At 44.9% G+C, this 20636-nt stretch carries 12 protein-coding genes; 5 read left to right on the top strand and 7 right to left on the bottom strand.

Translation table 11 applies throughout. The features are described from left to right. Nucleotides 1-448 precede the first annotated feature (448 nt). Nucleotides 449-2491: an aceric acid hydrolase gene (locus AC59JO_RS02545; RefSeq protein WP_497303175.1), complete on the top strand. Its 2043-nt coding sequence runs from the start codon at nt 449-451 to the stop codon at nt 2489-2491. A 742-nt stretch (nt 2492-3233) separates the two neighbouring features. Here the strand turns inward: AC59JO_RS02545 and AC59JO_RS02540 are convergent. From AC59JO_RS02540 to AC59JO_RS02510, 7 genes are read right to left on the bottom strand one after another with little or no spacing between them, the layout of a single operon-like run. Continuing rightward, the gene (locus AC59JO_RS02540) at nt 3234-5546 is read right to left on the bottom strand and encodes a DUF5703 domain-containing protein (protein WP_497303173.1); all 2313 of its coding nucleotides are present in this window, start codon (nt 5544-5546) and stop codon (nt 3234-3236) included. A gap of 2 nt (nt 5547-5548) precedes the next feature. Further along, nucleotides 5549-6970 (bottom strand): sialate O-acetylesterase, encoded by a 1422-nt coding sequence (locus AC59JO_RS02535; RefSeq protein WP_497303171.1) that lies wholly within the window; start codon nt 6968-6970, stop codon nt 5549-5551. Between the two features lie 9 nt (nt 6971-6979). Further along, nucleotides 6980-8545: a sodium:solute symporter family protein gene (locus AC59JO_RS02530; protein WP_413669057.1), complete on the bottom strand. Its 1566-nt coding sequence runs from the start codon at nt 8543-8545 to the stop codon at nt 6980-6982. Next, the gene (locus tag AC59JO_RS02525; protein WP_413669056.1) at nt 8542-9708 is read right to left on the bottom strand and encodes a four-carbon acid sugar kinase family protein; all 1167 of its coding nucleotides are present in this window, start codon (nt 9706-9708) and stop codon (nt 8542-8544) included. Before AC59JO_RS02525 ends, AC59JO_RS02530 begins: the two co-directional genes overlap by 4 nt. 3 nt (nt 9709-9711) lie before the next feature. Then, nucleotides 9712-10752 carry a 4-hydroxythreonine-4-phosphate dehydrogenase PdxA gene (gene pdxA / locus AC59JO_RS02520; protein ID WP_413669055.1) on the bottom strand — a complete coding sequence of 347 codons (1041 nt, stop codon included), beginning with the start codon at nt 10750-10752 and terminating at the stop codon, nt 9712-9714. After that, on the bottom strand, nt 10749-11681 hold the full coding sequence (locus AC59JO_RS02515) for a dihydrodipicolinate synthase family protein (protein ID WP_497303168.1): 933 nt from the start codon (nt 11679-11681) through the stop codon (nt 10749-10751). Before AC59JO_RS02515 ends, pdxA begins: the two co-directional genes overlap by 4 nt. Nucleotides 11682-11690: 9 nt before the next feature. Then, on the bottom strand, nt 11691-12857 hold the full coding sequence (locus AC59JO_RS02510; protein ID WP_497303166.1) for an iron-containing alcohol dehydrogenase: 1167 nt from the start codon (nt 12855-12857) through the stop codon (nt 11691-11693). Nucleotides 12858-13273: 416 nt separating this feature from the next. Between AC59JO_RS02510 and fbp the strand changes: the two genes are divergently transcribed. The 4 genes from fbp to AC59JO_RS02490 all read left to right on the top strand — a co-directional run bounded on the left by fbp (nt 13274) and on the right by AC59JO_RS02490 (nt 20460). After that, entirely contained in the window at nt 13274-14317 is a 1044-nt protein-coding gene (fbp, locus tag AC59JO_RS02505) for a class 1 fructose-bisphosphatase (protein ID WP_413669052.1), read from the top strand. A gap of 145 nt (nt 14318-14462) precedes the next feature. After that, nucleotides 14463-16928, top strand: a complete 2466-nt coding sequence (locus AC59JO_RS02500) for a TonB-dependent receptor (RefSeq protein WP_497303164.1) — start codon at nt 14463-14465, stop codon at nt 16926-16928. A 146-nt stretch (nt 16929-17074) separates the two neighbouring features. Then, on the top strand, nt 17075-19288 hold the full coding sequence (locus AC59JO_RS02495) for an alpha-N-acetylglucosaminidase (RefSeq protein ID WP_497303162.1): 2214 nt from the start codon (nt 17075-17077) through the stop codon (nt 19286-19288). Then, the gene (locus AC59JO_RS02490) at nt 19288-20460 is read left to right on the top strand and encodes an acyltransferase family protein (protein WP_497303160.1); all 1173 of its coding nucleotides are present in this window, start codon (nt 19288-19290) and stop codon (nt 20458-20460) included. Before AC59JO_RS02495 ends, AC59JO_RS02490 begins: the two co-directional genes overlap by 1 nt. Nucleotides 20461-20636: the final 176 nt, after the last annotated feature.

Below are 20636 nucleotides of genomic sequence, written 5' to 3'. Positions count from 1 at the left end.
ATTCCCTCAGGGGCTGTCTGTGAGTTTAGGTCAATCCATAAATTAATAGTTAAATGGTCATTGCTAATTGAGTAATCAGCGTGAGTTGAACCCCTCTGGGGTTCGGATAAGGGGTGGGATATTTCTACAAACCTTTACCCCCTCTGGGGGATTTTTATAAATAAACAGGTATTAATTGAGATATGCTTAAGACAGGTGCACCAGAGGTGCAGAAGGTTTGTAGCATAAAAATTATAGAAAGATCCTTTGCCCCAGAGGGGCAAAACAAGACGCCTTGCTGATTAAACGATAAAACAATTTTGAGGGTTAACTTAAAGTCGCAGAGTGCCCTAAGGTCTTTGCATCTTTCCAAAATGCTAAAATGAAAACATCATATAAATATCTTCGTGTCCCTCAGGGTCTCTCGCAGAGGACCCTGAGGCCTTCACCTCCTCTCAAAAATAGTAAAATGAAAACATCGTATAAATATATTATCATCACAGTACTGGTAATTGTCGGCGGCAGACTTAACGCCCAAAACAGAGCCCTGGTCAACACCAGCAAAAGTAACTACGCCAAACTCAGCAGCCCAGATATGGGCGCGGTACAATGGACAGGTGGCTTTTGGGCCGACAGGTTCAAAGTTTGCCGTGATACTATGATCCCGAACCTGTGGCGTGTTTATACCGACCCAAAGATCAGTCACGCTTACCGCAATTTTGAAATAGCTGCCGGACTGGATACCGGTTCGCACGAAGGGCCACCTTTCCATGATGGCGATTTTTATAAGCTGTTTGAAGCCGTAGCCAGCATGTACGCCGCTACGCACGATCCTAAATTGGATGCTTTGATGGATAAAACCATAGCCGTTATCGCCAAAGCGCAACGGGCTGATGGCTATATCCACACGCCAACCATTATCGAGGAACGTAAAAACAGCGGCAAGGAAAAGGCATTTAACGACCGTCTCAACTTTGAAACTTATAACCTCGGTCACCTCATGACCGCCGCCTGTGTGCATTACCGCGTAACAGGCAAAACAACTTTGCTGAAAGTAGCTATCAAGGCTACCGACTATCTCTATAAGTTTTATAAAACAGCTTCGCCCGAACTGGCGCGCAATGCCATTTGCCCATCGCATTATATGGGCGTGGTAGAGATGTACCGCACCACCCGCGATCCCAAATACCTCGAACTGGCTAAAAACCTGATCGATATTCGTGGCCTCATGAAAGATGGTACCGATGATAACCAGGACAGGGTGCCTTTCCGCCAGCAAACCCAGGCTATGGGTCACGCAGTGAGGGCCAATTACCTTTTCGCCGGTGCTGCCGATGTGTATGCCGAAACGGGTGATACAACCCTGATACACACTTTAAATTTAATGTGGAACGATGTGGTGAATCGAAAAATGTATATCACCGGCGGCTGCGGATCGTTGTATGACGGCGTTTCGCCGGACGGCACTTCTTATAACCCTAACGAAGTACAAAAGGTACACCAGGCATACGGGCGCGATTATCAATTACCGAGCTTTACAGCCCACAATGAAACCTGCGCCAATATTGGCAACGTTTTATGGAACTGGCGTATGCTGCAAATAACCGGCGACGCCAAATATGCCGATGTGATGGAATTGGCGCTTTACAATAGTGTGCTTTCGGGCATCAGTTTGAGTGGTCGCGATTTTTTGTATACCAATCCGCTGGCTTATTCGGATAGTTTGCCTTTTAAACAGCGCTGGTCAAAGGATAGGGTTGGGTACATTAAATTATCCAACTGCTGTCCGCCAAATGTGGTGCGTACCATTGCCGAGGTGAGCGATTATGCGTATAGCGTATCGGATAAAGGATTGTGGTTTAACCTGTATGGCAGCAATACCATAACTGCTAATTTGAAAGATGGAACACCAATAAAACTAACCCAAACTACCAATTACCCATGGGATGGAAAGATCCATATCAGGTTTGATGAAGTGCCGGGTAATAAAGCATTCTCCGTGTTTTTAAGGATCCCGGGCTGGTGCAAGGGAGCGAGTATTAAACTTGCTGGTCAGCCGGTGCCCCAGTTAGATACTACTCCCGGAGCCTACACCCAATTGAATGCCGTTTGGGAAAGGGGAATGACTATTGATCTTGACCTGCCTATGCCGGTTGCCCTGATGGAAGCTAACCCGCTGGTTGAGGAAACACGCAACCAGGTAGCGGTTAAACGTGGTCCGGTGGTGTATTGTCTTGAATCGACCGATTTGGCTAAGGGACAAAAGATCTTCAATATTGCCCTGTCGGCTGGCAGTGAACTCAAACCCGAAATGATCAAAATAGATAACAGTGACATCATGAGCCTTACAGGTAAAGCTGATCTGCGCGATGAAAACAATTGGAGTAACCGACTTTATAAAGAAGTATCGGCACCAAAACCAAATGCTGTTGAGATCAGGCTGATCCCTTATTACGCCTGGGGAAACCGTGGGCATGTGGATATGGAGACCTGGATGCCATTGGATAGGTGATTTTTAAGGTGAAAGGCTAAAGGTCGGAATTAAAAAGCTCCGCCGCCGCTCGGCTCCAGCCGAGTGGCTATTATCATGGCGGCCTCTGGCCGCCGGGGATAGAATCTTAACCCTACGCTGGTCGAAGTTTAGCGATAGCGTAACTTCGTCCTAAAACAATGGAAGCATTCTGCTTCCGTACTCGGAATTATTGGCTAAATAAATTCAACCGATTGTACTATTACTTTTATACACTTAAGCTGAAAGCTTAACACATTTTAGGACGAAGTTACGCTATCGCTAAACTTCGACCAGTAACGGACACGTCACCAATAACAGCGCAGCGTAGTAAGGAGGGCGGCCACCCGGCTGAAGCCGGGTGGCACGGAAGATCGGCATTTACACCCACAATTTTGGTGGCATTATGTTGTCAGTACCATTTATAACCCATGCGATCAATTTCAAAAAAGTCCAAAAAAGCTTAAAAAAGGGCGAAATAAAAAAGGTGTTTAGCTCACCGTTGAAATAGGGGATATTTACCCTGAAAAGGTTTAATTGTTGATAGTCAGGTATTTAATAGTGCTTCGCGTAAAATATTATATATTTGATAATCAACGTGTTTCATTCTTAAGGTGTTCCGCGTTTTCACTCTCAAAAAATAGAACAGTGCTCTTTTTACAAAAAAGAACGCCGGGACTTTTTCTAATTTTTCTTCGGAATCAAAAAATTGGGATACCCGATTTGTTACAATTGAAAGAGTGTTTTATTGCCCCAACATCACCACAATATCTTTCTTCCTCTCCTCCGGAAAAACTTTCATATCAACTACTTTTCCATCTTTCGACGTAGCCTCAACGGTAGTGTTATAAGGTGCATGAAGTTTAAAATGAACATCCCAATCCTTAGGCCAGGCGGGGAACAGCAAGATCTTTTTATCATCAACCTGCATCAGCATTTCCTGCAAACCGATCATGCCCGAGCCGCCCCAGTTATGATCGGGCGTCCAGTCGAAACCGGGTCCCCAGAAAGCAGGGAAGCGCCTGCCGGAGTTTTTGAGTTTGAAGGTGGTTAGTTTGGCCGCTTCACTGGTAAGACCTAAACGGGCGGCAAAAATGTTATCCTGTTTCCAGCCAATGCCGCTCCTAAATTTGGCTACGAGGGTATCCAGTTTCCATGTGTTTAAAGCGGTATCTAAGCCCGGTTTGCCCAAGCCAAATATGCCCCATGGAAATACCGGGTAAAACTGGGTGTTCTCTTCGTTATTCACCCGCTCCCATGATTTGGCAGGAGTAAGGGTTTTGTGACCATCAATTTCTGCAAAAGTTAATGGGGGGATGCGTTTCAGTAAGCCGGTCAATTTCAAGCGCTCGTCGCCCTTTAAATAGCTATCCGGCAAGGCGAGCATTCGTTTGGTGATGGTTTGCAGGGCAGCTATAGTTGAGTTGGAGTTATAAGCCATTTTGAATGTCTCGGCAGATGAGCCGGGATACAAAACAAGGTGCCCGTTACCGTCAAGTGCTTTAGCGCTTCGCTTGCGGGAAAGGTATTGGTAATGCTCGTCAAAAAAAGTAAGACAGCTTTCAATAAAGGGAATGTATTGATGGATGTCATCGCCTTTGTACCGCTCCGTTTCCAGCATCATGAGGCAAAACTCGAAAACGGTATCCCAGGTGTATTCCAGCCAGGCATTATATTCCAGTCCCTTGTCAAAATCAGCAGGGCGTTTCCAGGTATACTCGGCACTATTTGGCAGACCGAAATTCTCCACCTGCTCGGTAAAACAGGCGCCGTTATGTCCCCAGTAAACCTTACTGCGCAGCTCCGCGTTTTTCAGGGAACGGAGATAGAAATCGAACTCCGGTTTCATCATGTCAATATCGCCGCTTTTGAGCATTGGGAAGTAAACCAACCGCTGGTTTTGGGCAGTCATCAAGCCGCCGCCCCAATTACGGAAATCGGGTGTAAAGGCATATTGCTGATTTACGAAAACAGGATCATAGGTGAACAAACCTCCGTTAAATTTAGTGGGTGCTTGCCCGTAGGCATTACAGCCCAGCATATACCTGAAAAGCTGGTAGTTTTTACCGGTTTGCCAGGCCGTTGTGTCATTATTAGGCTTATCGGTGTTAATGTAGATAAAACTCCTGTCCCAATATTGTTTCCACCAGTCAGCTGTTTTTTGCCATGAGGTTTCGGTGTTGCTGTCAGCTTCTTTAACAACTTTGTCAAGACCTTGCTGCCATTCATCAACAGATGGAGTTTGTTGTGTATTGAGGGTGATCTCTATATCCTGCTTGGTAGCCGGTTTGATGCTCTCCAGCCTCCAGCCTTCAAAATCTGTATTAAGATATTGGCCTTTTGTAGTACCTGCTGGTTTCAGGTTTTTACCCTGCATCAGCCCGCCGAAGGTTAGGTTTTTAAGCGGGTTGTACATCTGATCCTTCACCGCATCCATGCCTTGCTGCTTTACGGTAACATCAAATATGGTAGAGTCGAGGTTGTGGTGATAAAACTGGATGGCGTTGCCTTTAAATGCGATATTATCCTTCATCGTTTTTACATCATTGCGCGGGGCAAATTTCCATGAGCCTTCATTTTTTTCGAGGCCTTTTACATCCCTGTCGCGGTAGCGCCAACTTTCAAAAATGGCTTCGGCTTTAATGGCTTTATTACTGTTGATGTTAACGTGGATCACCGGGCGGTAAACATCAACCCAAAGCTTTACTTCGGCTTTCAAATCGCCGTTTTTTCCGCTGATGAGTACCGAGCCGTTTTGAAGTTTTAGTTCCTGTTTAAAATCATTGCCCTCAAAAGGATTAGGGGAGAGTTTAACCCTTACCCGGCCGGGTTTGAGCATGGCATTATTTTCATCAAAAGTGCCGCTCCGGGCTATGTAAAAAAGCAGTTCACCCTTTTCAATCCAAACATTCAACCCAATATCTCCGCCGCCGCAGGGCATGGATTGGCCTGAGTTTTGACTCTGGCCAATCCACACTTCATTGTATTGTTCAATGCCTTTGTTTTGGGCTAACGCGATATTGCAGTACAGGAAGCAGAGCAGCAGGAGTTTTTTCATAATTACCAATCGTCGGTTCTGAATGAGGAAACGGGGAGCCCATTGGTGCCAAACAGATCGCCCACCACAAAATCCTTAAAGGCGTAACGCACGGCCACAGGCTCTTTTACCAAAGATGAAGATACAATAATTACACTGCCCGATATCATGGCCTGCGCCGGGTAAAACAGTTTGTCTTTACCGGCAACCTCAAAGTTTTGGATGGGTTTGTTGAAGGAAGTAAGCCCGTTTTCGGCATGTTCAAACCTGATGGTAGCCCGGTCTCCGTCAATAGTCATTTCTTTATACAGCGGACTTGCATAGTCGAACCCTTTAATGCCATAAGTTTGCGCCAAAGCAAGGTAAGCCAGGCGGGTACCTACAGGTTCTTTCCTTGGAGGGTGGATAAATGCTTGTTCCCCAACATCGAGCAATACAGCCATGCCGCTGTTGGGTATAACCTTTAACGATTTACGCTGAGCATCTCGCAGGTAGGCCGAATTGTATTTGCCGCCTGTATTGTATGGTGGTAACTGGGCATAATCATAAGGGGCAATCTGCGTATAGTAAAACGGAAAATCGCCCTGCTGCCAAAGTCCGCGCCAGCGTTTTACCAGGGCCGGGAAAAGTTTTTCGTATTGATTGGGCCGGTCATAATTTGATTCGCCCTGGTACCAGATACAGCCTTTGATGCCGTAACCAATCACCGGGTTCAGCATGCCATTGAACAGGGTAGTGGGTGTGCGGGATACCGCTTTTATAGAATCGGTTTTAGCCGGAATTTTAATCTCCGGAAAATCTTTGAGGCCATCAGCATCCATCCAGGCCTCGGCGTTTGATCCGGCATAACAATCACTAATGAGGCCGATAGGCACATGCAACATTTCGTTCAACAACCTGCCAAAGTAATAGCCGGTAGCACTAAAGTTGGAAACAAACTCAGGCGAGGCCACATGCCACTCGGATGGTTTGCTGTTTTCCTGAACCTCGGTTACTGATGAGTGTGGCACGGTATAAATATGGATATTGCTATTGGCTGATTTTAGTATTGCATCAACAGAACCTATTATCGGCTGGCTTTTATAGCCCTTCATCGGGATCTCCATGTTTGATTGACCGGTGCAAAGCCACACTTCGCCAATAAGCACATTGTTTAGCTTGATGGTATTGCCATCGCTGATGGTTACGATATAAGGTCCGCCGTAAACCGGGGTGCTTACCTTAACGAGCCACTTGCCGTTTTCATTTACCTTGGCTTTGTAAGCCTTTTTGTTCCATGAAGTGTTGATGGTAACCGTTGAGCCTGCTTTATCCCAACCCCAGATGGGGGCTTCGCTTTGCTGCTGCAGCACCATGTTATCGGTAAAAATGGATGCCAGCTTTACCTGTGCCTGCGAGGATATAAACAGGAACAAACCAAGGCCTGATGCCAGTAACTTTTTCATTGCTGTAGATTATTTGGTAAGCTTTCCTGCGCGTTTGGCCTCAAGCCAACCGCTGAAAAGGAGGTTTTTATTCAATTCAGGTTTGGGGAAAAACAGGCTGGCCGTGAAGCCCACTGTGATCACCACTAAATGGCTGTACACACCTAACATGTATTTATGCTGATTGAAATTGTATTTACCCAGATCAAGCAGAATATGTTTATCAGCACCCAGGCCAATTTTGGCTGAAGTTAAAAAGGCATAACCCGTAAAAAGAATACAGGCTATGATGCCGATATTCAAACCCTGCCGGTTAGCCCTACTGCTGAACAAGCCCAGCAAAAAGATGCCCGCTATACCGCCGGAGAAAATAGCGTACAAAGTAAAAACAATGCCCAATGCACCCTCATCACCAGCCAGCAGGTATAAAGTAGCTATGCCCATCGCCCCAAGTCCCGCCAATACCACTATCCATCTCCCGGCTTTCAAATACTCCTTATCAGACCTGTTTGGCCTGAATTTTTTGTAATAGTCCTCCACGCCAATGGCCGAAAGGCAATTGAGGTCGGCACCCAAGCTGGAGATGGCTGCTGAGATCAGTGCCGCCAGTATCAACCCTACAACTCCTGTGGGCAGTTTGCTCATAATAAAGTACGGAAATACCGCATCTGCTTTAATACCTGCAGGCAATGGGTTTTGCTGGTAGAAAGCAAACAAAGCGGTGCCAATAAACATGAACAATGCCCAAAGCGGTACCGTAAGGGCTACACCCAATATCGATGCCCTGATGGCAGCCTTATCTGTTTTGGCGGTGAGGTAACGCTGTACCATGGTTTGATCGGTACCGTATTTCTGGATGGCATAAAAAACACCGTTAATAGCCATAACAATAAAAGTGAGCTTTTTGAAATTCCAGGAGTAGGGCCCGAAATTGTTTTTATGGTTCACGCTGGCAATATGCCAAAGTTCAGGGAAGCCGCCTTTGATAGAACAGATCAAGATGATGAACGAAGCAATCCCGCCAGCAATCAGCAAAAAGCCCTGTACCACATCGGCCCAGATCACAGCTTCAATACCGCCAATGAGGGTGATGACGATGATCACCACGCCAATTATCCAGATGATCAAAAAAGTATTGGTGTTGGTCATGTTAGAGAGCGCCAGCGCCAGCAGGAAAAACACCGTGCCCATTTTTGAAAAATGGGTTAATACAAAACTGATAGAGCTATAAAACCGGGCAAACAGACCAAAGCGTTTTTCAAAGTATTCGTAGGTGCTTACCCCGATAACTTCGCGATAAAGCGGCACAATAAACCATACCATCAGGAGTAAAACTATCGGTACCATCAACCCCTGCACCAGCAGGATCCAGTTGGAGGCAAAACCTTCGCCGGGATAGGCCAGGAAGGTTACACTGCTGATAAGCGTTGCCATTAATGACATGCCTATAGCCCATGCGGGGATAGAACCGCGTGATACAAAATATTTTTTAGTGGAGTTTTGTCCTTTTGAAAACCTGAGACCAATAGTTAACGAAATGGCCAGTGCCAGTGCTATGATGATATAATCTGCCAGGTGCAGGGTTTCATGTTTCATATGCAGGTATAGTTATTGGTTTCCCAAACTTGGGCTGGCCAGGGGTAGCTGCCGGGTTTTAAAGTTAAACATAATTGGTTATTGCCCGCTATGCGCATATGAATAACTCCGGGAGCTATTAGTTTTGAGGGATATAGTTTTTTGATGTTTAAACGCTCAAGTATGGCCCAGGCGGTTGCCCCGCCCTCAATCAGCAATTCGTGAAGGGAGGTGTGGTCAATAACCTGTTTTACAATATCCGCCATTTTGTGGCTCAGTAATATTGGGTCTACTTTAATGTCCTTAATAAAATCGGGGTTTATGGCGATGATGGCATTGTTTCCCGCTATAATGCTGGATGCGACATGGCTGGCAAAAAGAGCATGCACATTATCGCCGCTGGTTTCGGCGCAGATGGTTGCCGCGGGCACATAATGCACCGGGATGTTGTTGTGCCTTCCATCGTTAAGGTTTAGCTTGCCCTGGTAAAATGTGCTGCCAAATACAAACAACCGCCTGCCCGTAGTTTCCGGGTCGAGGGTTTTAACCTTTTGCGGAGTTGTTAATGATTCAAGCAGCGTGGTAAACAGATTTGCCGAGCCCGCTAAAAGAGTTTCGCTATCTGTTTTGCCGATCCAATATTTAAGATCATCCTCATTTTCGGCCGCTCCTATAATAATTCCTGTCGACGGTAGCCTGTCCGCTTTTTTTATCAATGAGATACTTCCATCAGCCCTCAACAATTCAATAATATTTGAGCTTAAGGCAGGGAAGGTTGGATCATTAACGAAATTACTAAGATGGATAGGGGCGCCATTATAGTGAAACGTATCACCTATAAGCTTTTTAGAGTGATGGGGGTTGCCTGGAACAATAAATGCCCTTTTTAAACCCGAAGCGGTTAACTGGCTTTGCAATTCCTCAATAATGTGTCCGCGTAAAACAGAATCTATCTTTTTGAAAATAAACCGGGGTTTTAGCTGTTGCAACTGAACAGTAAGTTTATACACAGTTTCCTTTGCCTGAATTACGGAAAGGGAACGCGTGTCGGTGGCGATAATGAGCAAATCTGCGTCGCAGTGTTCATCAACAGTAGTACTCACTTCGGTTCTTAACCCATGGTTGAGGCCTATACCCGCCAGTTCAGCAGCTCCTGTTAAATCATCTGCAATTACAGCAATCATAGCTTATGCTTTTATCCTGTTTTTGCTCAACTGCACCGCCGACTCAATAGCCAGTATCATTGCATCGCTGCTGGCAACGCCTTTACCTGCAATTTCAAAAGCTGTTCCATGATCAACCGATGTACGGATGATAGGCAGCCCCATAGTGATGTTAACACCTTTTACACTGTCCATTTGCTGTTTTTCGGCATTCCATTTAAAGCCGCTAAGCTTAAAGGGGATGTGCCCCTGGTCGTGGTACATAGCAACTACGCCGCCATAATACCCGGTTGATGCCTTAGAAAACAAGGTGTCGGCAGGCACAGGGCCCTCAACATCATAGCCTAACTTTAAAGCTTCCTGTACAGCAGGCAGAATCTCCAAATCATCTTCGGTACCAAACAAACCTGAGTCACCGGCATGTGGGTTAAGCCCGGCTACGCCAATCTTTAGGTTTTTCTCGCCCAGAGAGATGAGGCCGTCCTGCAGCAATTCAATTACTTCAATGATGCGGTCTTTTTTAACCAGATCACATGCCCGCCTTAAGGAAACATGGGTGGATACGTGGATCACCTTCATGTTATGCTCAACCAGCAGCATGGCGTATTTTTTTGTTCCGGTATAATGTGCGTAGATTTCGGTGTGCCCGGCAAAGTGGTGCCCGGCTTCATTAATTGATTTTTTGTTGATAGGGCCGGTTACGGTAGCATCAACCTCGCCGTCAATTGCCAGTTCAATAGCTTTTTTAACGGCTTCAAAAGAAGCATTGCCCGCCATTGCCGAGATCTCGCCAAACCTGAGTTGTTCCATATCTACATTTTGCAGATCGTAAACATCTGGTTTGCTAAACTCAAAGTTTGCCTTGCGGATATCTTTTATCGAGTTGATGCGTGCATCTAAGCCCAGTCTTTTTACAATATCAAAAAATACGCCGGTATCGCCAATGATCACCGGACGGCAGATATCATACAATCTTTCAGTAAGCAGAGCTTTAACGGCTATTTCAGGGCCAATACTGGCCGGGTCGCCCATTGTTATTGCTATGATCGGTTTTTCGGCTGTCATTGGTATATCGGCAGGCTAAGGTTTTCAACATTGAGCATACTTTGCAGTTTCTTTTGCAGATCGGCTGCCTCAGTATCGCTAACTTTCAACAGCGGGGGCATCATGTACGAACGACATAATCCGGCGCTTTGCATTAAGGATTTTAATGCTGCCAACGATTCGCCCAGCAGGCGTTTGCCCTGGTAAATATCTCCAGCTAAATTGGAGTGTCTCTGCAATTGCAGGGCAGCAGCTTCGTCGTTGTTATCGGCCGCGACAATCATTTTATAATAAATATCCGGGAACAGGTTTCCGGTGCTTGGCACCAGTCCGTCGCTTCCTGTAAACAGCGCGTGGGCTGATTGTGCTCCCCAGCCCAAAAAATGACTGAAATCGGCCCTGCCAGCCCATAGCCTGAGTGAATCCTTTAAACGGTCATGGTTTCGTTCAGAATCTTTAGTACCCACAATATTATCATGATAACTTAATTCATCGAGAAGGTTCAGGTTTATAGATACATTGGTAGTGGCCGGGATATTGTAAACTATCAGCGGGATAGGTACTTCATTGGCCAGGGTTTCAAAGTATGTTTTAATTTCGTATTCGGTTAAAGTGAAATAGGCAGGCAAATGGGCAACTGCAACATCAATACCTTCATCTGCACAACGTTTGGCCAGCTCAATAGAATCGGCCAGGCAGTTTGATGAAATGCCTGCGTAAAGCAACCTGCCCGGCTGCCTCACTGATGTTGCCAGTTTAACAAAGTCAAGCTTAACATCGTTTGGTAATGAAGCAGATTCGCCGGTGGTGCCCAGGATAAAAGGTACACCGCCGTAATTGAAAATATTATCGAATATTTTTTCAACAGCTTCATGGTCAAGTTTGTAATTGTCGGTAAGTGGTGTAATTGATGGCACCACCAGGCCATTATATTTCTTTTTTTGTTTCATTAGTATGTTTTAATAAGCAGCCTCGTAAATGTTAACAGCGTCATCTATGTTTATTGGTCGCGGATTGTTTTTAAGCAAGCGCGTAATTTTCATGGCATCGGCGGCCATTTGCGGTATGGTATTTTTATCTATGTTTATCTCTTTTAAACTTGCCGGGATTCTGCATTCATTGATCAGCTGCCTGATCTTTTCAACTCCGGCCTGCGCCGTTTCAAAATCATTGATACTGCTATTACAACCCAATGCACGGGCAACGGCGGCATATCGTTCCGGAGCCGCCGGAATGTTATATTCCATTACAAAAGGAAGTAATAACGCATTTGACAAGCCATGTGCAATATGATACAGGCTGCCCAATGGGTAGGAGAGCGCATGCACGCCGGCTGTATTAACCGGACCTAAACAAAATCCACCCATTAAACTGCCAATGGCCAATTGTGTGCGGGCGTCCTCATCAGTACCATCATTTACTGCTTTAACCAAATTTGCGGCGATAAGCCTGATCCCCTCAAGCGCATACATATCGATAAGTGGATGCGCATATAAGTTGGTATAAGCCTCAAGGCAATGGGTTAACGCGTCAAGACCGGTAGCAGCAGTAACTTCCGGCGGGAGACTAATCATCAATGCCGGATCAATGATCACTACATCCGGAACCAGGTATGGGCTTATGATCCCCTTTTTCTGATTATCGGCATCGTCTATCAATATGGCATTGGGCGATGCTTCGCTGCCTGTACCTGCTGTTGTAGGCACGCAGATCAGTTTTTTAGTACGATTTTTAAGCAGGCCAATTCCTGTTATATCTGCCAGGGTTTGGTCGTTGTCTATCTGCGCAGCTATGAGTTTGGCTATATCAAGTACGCTGCCACCGCCAATGCCTACGATCACGTCGGCTTCAGTATGCTTTACAGATGCAAGCAGATCTTCAAAGTCTCCAAACGAAGGCTCCTTTATTATAGAGGTATCAACATAAACTGCAACGCCGGCTTCTTTAAGCTGAGTTAAAAGTAGTTCGAGCTTACTTAACAGTGGACTGATGGTAATGATCAAAGCAGATTTATACCTGCTATTAATAACCTCGTCAGTTAATTTCAAAAGCGAGTTTTTGCCAACAATTACCTGGCCCGGAAACCGGATAGTGATGTCGCGATAAGGATGTTCAATTTGCGGCATATACTTATAAATGATAATAACAGGCCTTTTTAATTGGTTTTGATATAAAACAAAGATGGATAATGCCATCTCCCGTTTTCATCCAACCGTTATCAAGTTATTGTACGATATTATCAAAAGGTATCTGTTGGTGAGTTATTGTGATATGATCTGCCTGTAATTGGCTTTTATGGATAGCAATGATGGTAAATGATCACCAAAATGCGGGGAGACGGGGCATGACAGTTCGGTAACAAAAGGCCGGTAACTTAGCAAAAAAGGTGATTATGAGAGAATAGGGCAAAGTTTTAGCCGCCTGAATAGCTACTAACGCCCTGATCCATGATTGACCAGATCGCTACATTGTAATTATAAACCACCCGGCCAGATACGGGGATTTTTTTAATATTTCTGTTAACCAACAAATACACACGCGCATGAAAGTAGTAAAAACGTTAGGACAATTTATTATAGAGAAACAAGCGGATTTCCCTTTTGCTAAAGGCGAACTGTCAAGGCTTTTGCGGGATATAGGCATTGCCGCGAAAATTGTAAACCGTGAGATCAGCAAAGCAGGGCTTATTGATATTATCGGCGAAACCGACTCTGTGAACTCTCATGGCGAGCGGCAGAAAAAGATGGATGTTTACGCTAATGAGCAATTTATTTCGGCCTTACGCAGTGGAGGTGAGTGCTGTGTTGTGGCTTCTGAAGAGAATGATGAACCCATCCTTATAGAATCAGAAATCTCTAAGCATGCTAAATATATTGTAGCTATTGACCCGCTGGATGGTTCATCAAATATTGATGTGAATGTAAGTGTGGGTACCATATTTTCTATCTATCGCCGTAAATCTGCCGAAGGAAAAGCTACCCTGGAAGATGTGCTACAGAAAGGCACAGAGCAGGTTGCAGCGGGTTATGTAATTTATGGTTCATCGACGATGTTGGTTTATACAACTGGCAAGGGAGTTAACGGTTTTACACTTGATCCATCAATAGGGGAGTTTTGCCTGTCGCTCCCCAATATTAAAATGCCTAAGGAGGGTAATTTATATTCGATCAATGAAGGTTACTATACGCACTTTCCTTTAGGCGTAAAAAAATATATCAAATATTGCCAGGTTGAGGACGAGGCTACTAACCGGCCTTATACCTCGCGTTATACCGGATCGATGATCGCCGATATCCATCGTAACCTGATTAAGGGCGGCATATTCCTGTATCCAACTACTGCGCAGTATCCAAACGGCAAACTAAGATTGGTTTATGAATGTAACCCAATGGCCTTTATTGTTGAACAGGCAGGCGGTTTAGCGTCTACAGGTTATGAGCGGATCCTCGATTTGGAGGTTAATGAACTTCACCAGCGTTCGGCCATTTTTATCGGCTCAGAACATATGGTTAAGCGGGCAGAAGATTTTATGCTGGCTTTTTCTCCTCAGCAGCCATCTATAGCCCAGCATAAAAAGATTGTTTAATTAGCAGATAGTTATCAATTTATAGTTTCGGTGTTATTTGGAATGACATTGATAAGAATTTTATAAACTTTAATATTAAAATTAGGTAAGACTAATTTTTTTTATTTGCTTTGTGTATTATTTATAATGCGTTAAAACGAATAAAATGAAATTATTACCTTTACTATACTTTTTACTGATCTCAATAACTATTTCGGCACAACAAGGTTCCCTTAAGGGGAAGTTGACAGCCGGCAGTGAACCGCTCTCTTTTGCTACCGTTGTCCTTACAGGTACCTCAATTGGAGGCACTACAAATGATAAGGGATACTACCATTTAAAAAATGTGCCGGCAGGTACGTATATTATAGTATTTTCAAATATTGGGTATGTTACCGAGCGTTACAATGTGAGTGTGAAACCCGATGAGGCAACTTTATTGAACGGGAATCTTAAAGAAAGCAGCTCCAAATTGAATGAGGTAACGGTGACCGGGGTATCGCGTAAAACCGAGCTGCGCAGTAATCCAATACCCATTGCGGTGATGACCCGGAAGGAAATGGATCAGAATGTCAACAACAACATTATTGATGCCATTGTAAAGGGAGTACCGGGTGTTAACGCGGTTACTACCGGGCCTAATATCTCTAAACCGTTTATCAGGGGATTAGGCTACAACCGGGTTTTAACGTTATATGATGGCGTGCGCCAGGAAGGGCAGCAATGGGGCGATGAACATGGTATTGAGATAGATCAATACGGCATTGGTCGCGCCGAAGTGGTAAAAGGACCGGCAAGTTTAACCTATGGCTCGGATGCGCTGGCGGGAGTGATCAACATGATCCCATACCTGCCGGTCGGCGAAAACAGTGTTTTACGGGGAGATTATATTATCGATTACCATACCAATAACGGCATGATAGGTACCTCCCTGGGCTTATCATACAAAAAAAACGATTGGCGGTATGCCTTCAGGGCAACGGCGAAAGCTGCACATGACTACCACAACAGCATTGACGGCTATGTATACAACACCGGTTTCCGCGAATACAACCTATCGGGCATGGCCAGGGTTGATAGAAACTGGGGGTACTCGCAAATTGCGGCAACTGTTTATGACAACCGGCAGGAAATTCCTGATGGGAGCAGGGATTCGCTTACAAGGCAGTTTACCAAACAGATAGCGGAAAGTAGCACTGATAATATCAGGCACCGGCCAATTGTAAGTGATGATGAGTTAAGATCGTACGGTATAACCCCGTTGCATCAGCGCATTCAGCATTACCGGATCTATTCGCACAATGAGTTTAAACTGGGCGAAGGCAGTAGCATCAATGCTTCGCTCGGCTTGCAGCAAAGCATCCGCAGGGAATATAACCACCCTACATTGGCGGATCAGCCGGGATTGTATGTGGTGCTTAACACCCTTAATTACGATCTGAAATATAATTTGCCAACCATAGCAGGTATAGAAAGTACCCTCGGCGTAAATGGTATGTATCAGACCAACCGCAGTAAGGCGGCAACAGATTTTCCAATCCCGGATTATAACCTGTTTGACGCCGGGACTTTCCTGTTCGCCAAAAAGACTATTGGAAAAGTTGATATCTCGGGCGGCCTGAGGTATGATAACCGGCACATCCGTTGGAATGATTTTTATGTTGGGCCGAACCCTAAAAACGGGTTTGAGCAGCATGTGAAACTACCGGATACATCAGGTGCGCATTTGCAATTTCCGGCCTTCAGGCATGTTTATCAGGGTGTTTCGGGGAGTTTGGGGATAACCTACAATATCAGCGAACGCTTACTGTTCAAGGCTAACATAGCGCGGGGATACCGTGCCCCCAATATTACCGAAATTGGCTCCAACGGGCTTGACCCCGGTGCGCACATTGTATATTTAGGCAACCGCAGCTTTAACCCCGAGTTTAGCTTGCAGGAGGACCTGGGTTTCATTGCTTACCTGAAGGATGTTGACCTGATTGCCGAGCTGTTCAATAACCATATCAACAATTACATTTACCAGGCTAAACTAACCGACGCCAATGGCAACCCCGTAGTAATTGTGCCGGGTAACAGCACCTATCAGTATCAGCAAAGCAGTGCCCGTTTGTATGGTGCAGAGTTTACAGTGAATGTACATCCGCAAAATGTTAAATGGCTCGCTTTTAATAATAGTCTGGCTTATGTAACAGGGATCAACGGAAACAAACAACTCATTGATGAATCTAACGGTGCAGCTAAATATCTGCCATTTATCCCTCCATTACATATCCGGTCAGAGTTTAAGGCGAACCTGCAGAAAGCCTATGGCGCTTTTTCGAAGATTTACTTTAAGGCTGAAATGGATGCCTACACTACACAAAACCGCTTTTATGCTTTGGATAATACGGAGACAGCAACTCCCGGCTATGCCATGTTTAATATCGGAGCGGGTGCGTCTGTAAAAAATAAATCGGACAAAACCATTTGTGAGCTTTTTTTGCAGGTAGATAATTTGTTTGATAAAGCCTATCAATCCAACCTCAACCGTTTAAAATATTTTGAATACTACCAGTCGTCACCAAACGGGCACCTTGGAATTTATAACATTGGGCGAAACATCAGTTTTAAAGCGATTTTTCCTTTTTGATTATTTGAAGTATTTGCAATGAAATATGCCTTTTTTTGCTTTTATTGCCCTGATATTGTACATCATGTGAGTTCGCGATAAAAAAAATCAAAAATCATCGGTCGATGTTCTAAAAACTCAGTGATCTTATAAAATATTCAAAGTAAATGACAGGTAAATCAAAGGTTTTCATTTGCATGCTGCTGTGCAGTATATTCGGCGGAATAATCAGTACTCAGGCACAGTTGCATGTACCATCTTCTTATGCTTTAATTAAACGGGTGGTGCCCGGTTATGCTCAAAATTTTATTGTTCAGCCGCTCGCTGAAAGTGAAGCCAGAGACGTTTTTGAAGTGGAAGGAAATAAAGGAAAGATCATATTACGGGGCAATAACGGTGTCGCGGTGGCATCAGCCTTATATTATTACCTCACCGAATATGCGCATTGCCAGATCACATGGAATGGTACAAATCTGAACCTTCCTGTGCATTTGCCTGTACCGGCCAAAAAGATCCATAAAACTACCCCTTACCAATACCGGTACTACCTTAACTATTGCACCTATAGCTATAGTATGAGCTGGTGGGACTGGAAACGATGGGAAAAAGAAATTGACTGGATGGCCCTTCACGGAATCAATATGCCACTGGCCATAACCGGGCAGGAGTACATATGGGATAAAGTTTATAAAAGCATGGGCTTTAGTAATAAAGATATGCAGGACTTTTTTACCGGCCCCGCCTATTTTGGCTGGTTTTATATGGGGAACATAGATAAATGGGATGGGCCACTGCCCACAAGCTGGATAACCGGTCATAAGGATTTACAGGTTAAAATATTGCGGCGCGAGCGTGAGCTGGGAATAAAACCGGTGCTTCCTGCATTTACAGGGCACGTGCCGGCGTCGTTTAAAACACATTTCCCGAATGCCAAACTGAAACAAACCAACTGGAATAACGGCTTTGCCGATACTTATATCCTTGATTCGGAAGATCCGTTGTTTGCAGAGATCGGCAAGAAATTTATACAGGAACAAACTAAAGTTTATGGTACCGATCATTTGTATTCTGCCGATACTTTTAATGAGAATGAGCCGCCTTCAAATGATCCGAAATTTTTGTCGGAGCTAAGCGCCAGGGTTTATGACGGTATGAAAGGGGCAGATCCGAAAGCTGTTTGGGTAATGCAGGGCTGGCTGTTTTTCAGCGACCGTAAATTTTGGCAAAACGAACAGATCAAGGCATTACTGAATGCAGTGCCTGATGACCACATGATAGTACTTGACCTCAATACCGACTATGAACCGATATGGAAGCGAACTGAGGCGTTTTACGGTAAGCCCTGGATCTGGAATATGCTGCATAACTACGGAGGTAATAACAGTTTATTTGGCAGGATAGAGGCGGTAGCAGCACAGCCTGCCGGGGCTCTTAACGATCCAAAATCGGGTCGTATGGTGGGCATTGGCTTAACCATGGAGGCTATTGAGCAAACCCCTGTGCTTTATGAGTTAATGACGCAAAATACCTGGCAAAAGAAACCTATTGATCTTGATCAATGGCTTCCGGGATACTTATTTAACCGTTATGGGGTGAAAAGCCAGGACGCGCAGGATGCCTGGCAAACGCTCAGGACCACTGTTTTCAACGGTAAGGATATCCGTGATGGGGCTGAGTCGATCATCACCGGAAGGCCCACGCTTGATTCGGCGGCAATATGGACCCGTACCCGCTTAAACTATAACCGGAAAGACCTGCTGCCTGCCTGGGACAAAATGATTGCTGCCATACCTGCATGTAAACAAAGTAGTGGTTTTAATTATGACCTGGTTGATGTAACCCGACAGGTGCTGGCTAACTATGGCCGGCCGCTCCAGTTAAAATGGATAAAAGCTTACCATGATAAAGATGATAAAGCTTTTGGCAGGTATACTACCGAATACCTTAGCCTGATAGCCGATATGGATAAGCTGCTGGCTACCCGCAAAGATTTTATGCTTGGCCCCTGGATAGCCGATGCCCGTAATTGGGGAACAACATCCGGTGAAAAAGCACTTTACGAAAAAAATGCCCGCAACCTGATAACACTTTGGGGAGATGCGGATAGTCCGCTGCATGAATACTCATGCAGGCAATGGAGTGGTTTGCTCAATGATTTTTACAAGGTACGCTGGCAAAAATTCTTTGAGTTACTGAAAGGATCAATGGAAACAGGTAAGGAGCCTGATTTTAAGCTATTTGATAAATCAATAAGTAACTGGGAATGGCAATGGGTTAATACATCCAAAACGTATCCTGTTGCTCCTGTCGGCAGCAGCACAGCTATTGCACAACAGTTATATAAAAAATACAGAACAAACATGGGTAACGATCTTAAGTAATGGATACATCAACAACTAAAACTGGAAATATTGTAGCGAAGCCTGCGAGGTTGTTATCGTTGGATGCCCTTCGTGGATTTGATATGTTTTGGATTATGAGTGGGGAAGGGGTAGTGCATGCCCTTGCCAAAGCCACCGGCTGGCCGATTATGGTATGGATGTCGGGGCAACTGCACCATACCGAATGGAATGGTATTACTTTTTATGATATGATCTTTCCCTTGTTTTTGTTTATTGCAGGGGTTTCTATGCCTTATTCAATGGGCGGTAAAGCAGCTAAGTACGGGGTGGCTTATCCATATTTGTTACCATCTGCCGCCAAAGGCGAAATCTATCGTTCCATGATCAGGCGTACCATTATCCTGCTGTTTTTAGGGGTGGTTGTTAACGGTTTGTTTAAGTTTAATGGTTTGGAAAATACCCGGTTTGCGAGTGTGCTTGGGCGTATCGGTTTGGCCTGGTTTTTTGCAGGCATTATTTACCTGAATTTTAACACGCGCGGCCAACTTTTATGGTTTGGCGTTTTACTACTGGGCTATTGGGCAGCCATGGAACTGATCCCGGTGCCCGGTTACGGGGCAGGGGTTTTAACCATGAACGGTAGCCTGGAATCCTATATTGATCGTTTATTGCTTCCTGGTCGCCTGCACGATAAAGTACATGACCCGGAAGGCATATTATCCACCATTCCGGCTATCGGTACAGCCATGCTTGGGATTTTTACAGGCCAGTTCCTGAAGCTTGAATCCGCAAAATGGCCAATGTGGAAAAAGGGCGTTTGCTTATTAGCAGCCGGCATTTTATTTATCGGCTTGGGGATGCTTTGGAACCTTACTTTCCCAATAAATAAACGTTTATGGACAAGTTCATTTGTCTTGTTTGTAGGCGGATGGAGTTTGGTTTTCCTTTCGGTATTTTACCTGGTGATAGATGTTGCCGGGTACAAAAAATGGGCTTTTCCCTTTGTGCTTATTGGGGTAAACTCTATCCTGATCTACCTGGCATCTGAAGGGATGGTTGATTTTCAGCATACCGCCAATTTTTTCTTCGGAGGAATTATCAGTCATCTCGCTCAAAGCTGGCAACCTGTGTGGGCGGCTATATCCATCGTATTTGTGCAGCTTGCCTTGTTGTATTTTTTATATCGCAATAAGATATTTCTGAAGATATAAGCTTGAATGCTGTTTAAGTTTGAGGATTTTGAATGTAGAGACGCATAATTGCGTCTCCCGTATGCCGGTTAAGTCAGTTAAATCTCTTGCAAAGCGGCTTGTCCTTTGGGAGACGCAATTATGCGTCTCTACGTAAAAATATTTCTTGTGTCTCCTCAGGCTCTTTCTCTGGTCGA

The sequence above is a fragment of the Mucilaginibacter sp. A5337 genome (assembly GCF_059690695.1).
The sequence above is the reverse complement of the archived record's forward strand: the minus strand, read 5'-3'. Positions and strand labels throughout refer to the sequence as shown.

Excerpts from the sequence above, each read along its gene's own strand:
- AC59JO_RS02545 (WP_497303175.1), top strand. The coding sequence starts at position 449 with ATGAAAACATCGTATAAATATATTATCATCACAGTACTGGTAATTGTC.
- AC59JO_RS02540 (WP_497303173.1), bottom strand. The coding sequence starts at position 5,546 with ATGAAAAAACTCCTGCTGCTCTGCTTCCTGTACTGCAATATCGCGTTA.
- AC59JO_RS02535 (WP_497303171.1), bottom strand. The coding sequence starts at position 6,970 with ATGAAAAAGTTACTGGCATCAGGCCTTGGTTTGTTCCTGTTTATATCC.
- AC59JO_RS02530 (WP_413669057.1), bottom strand. The coding sequence starts at position 8,545 with ATGAAACATGAAACCCTGCACCTGGCAGATTATATCATCATAGCACTG.
- AC59JO_RS02525 (WP_413669056.1), bottom strand. The coding sequence starts at position 9,708 with ATGATTGCTGTAATTGCAGATGATTTAACAGGAGCTGCTGAACTGGCG.
- pdxA (WP_413669055.1), bottom strand. The coding sequence starts at position 10,752 with ATGACAGCCGAAAAACCGATCATAGCAATAACAATGGGCGACCCGGCC.
- AC59JO_RS02515 (WP_497303168.1), bottom strand. The coding sequence starts at position 11,681 with ATGAAACAAAAAAAGAAATATAATGGCCTGGTGGTGCCATCAATTACA.
- AC59JO_RS02510 (WP_497303166.1), bottom strand. The coding sequence starts at position 12,857 with ATGCCGCAAATTGAACATCCTTATCGCGACATCACTATCCGGTTTCCG.
- fbp (WP_413669052.1), top strand. The coding sequence starts at position 13,274 with ATGAAAGTAGTAAAAACGTTAGGACAATTTATTATAGAGAAACAAGCG.
- AC59JO_RS02500 (WP_497303164.1), top strand. The coding sequence starts at position 14,463 with ATGAAATTATTACCTTTACTATACTTTTTACTGATCTCAATAACTATT.
- AC59JO_RS02495 (WP_497303162.1), top strand. The coding sequence starts at position 17,075 with ATGACAGGTAAATCAAAGGTTTTCATTTGCATGCTGCTGTGCAGTATA.
- AC59JO_RS02490 (WP_497303160.1), top strand. The coding sequence starts at position 19,288 with ATGGATACATCAACAACTAAAACTGGAAATATTGTAGCGAAGCCTGCG.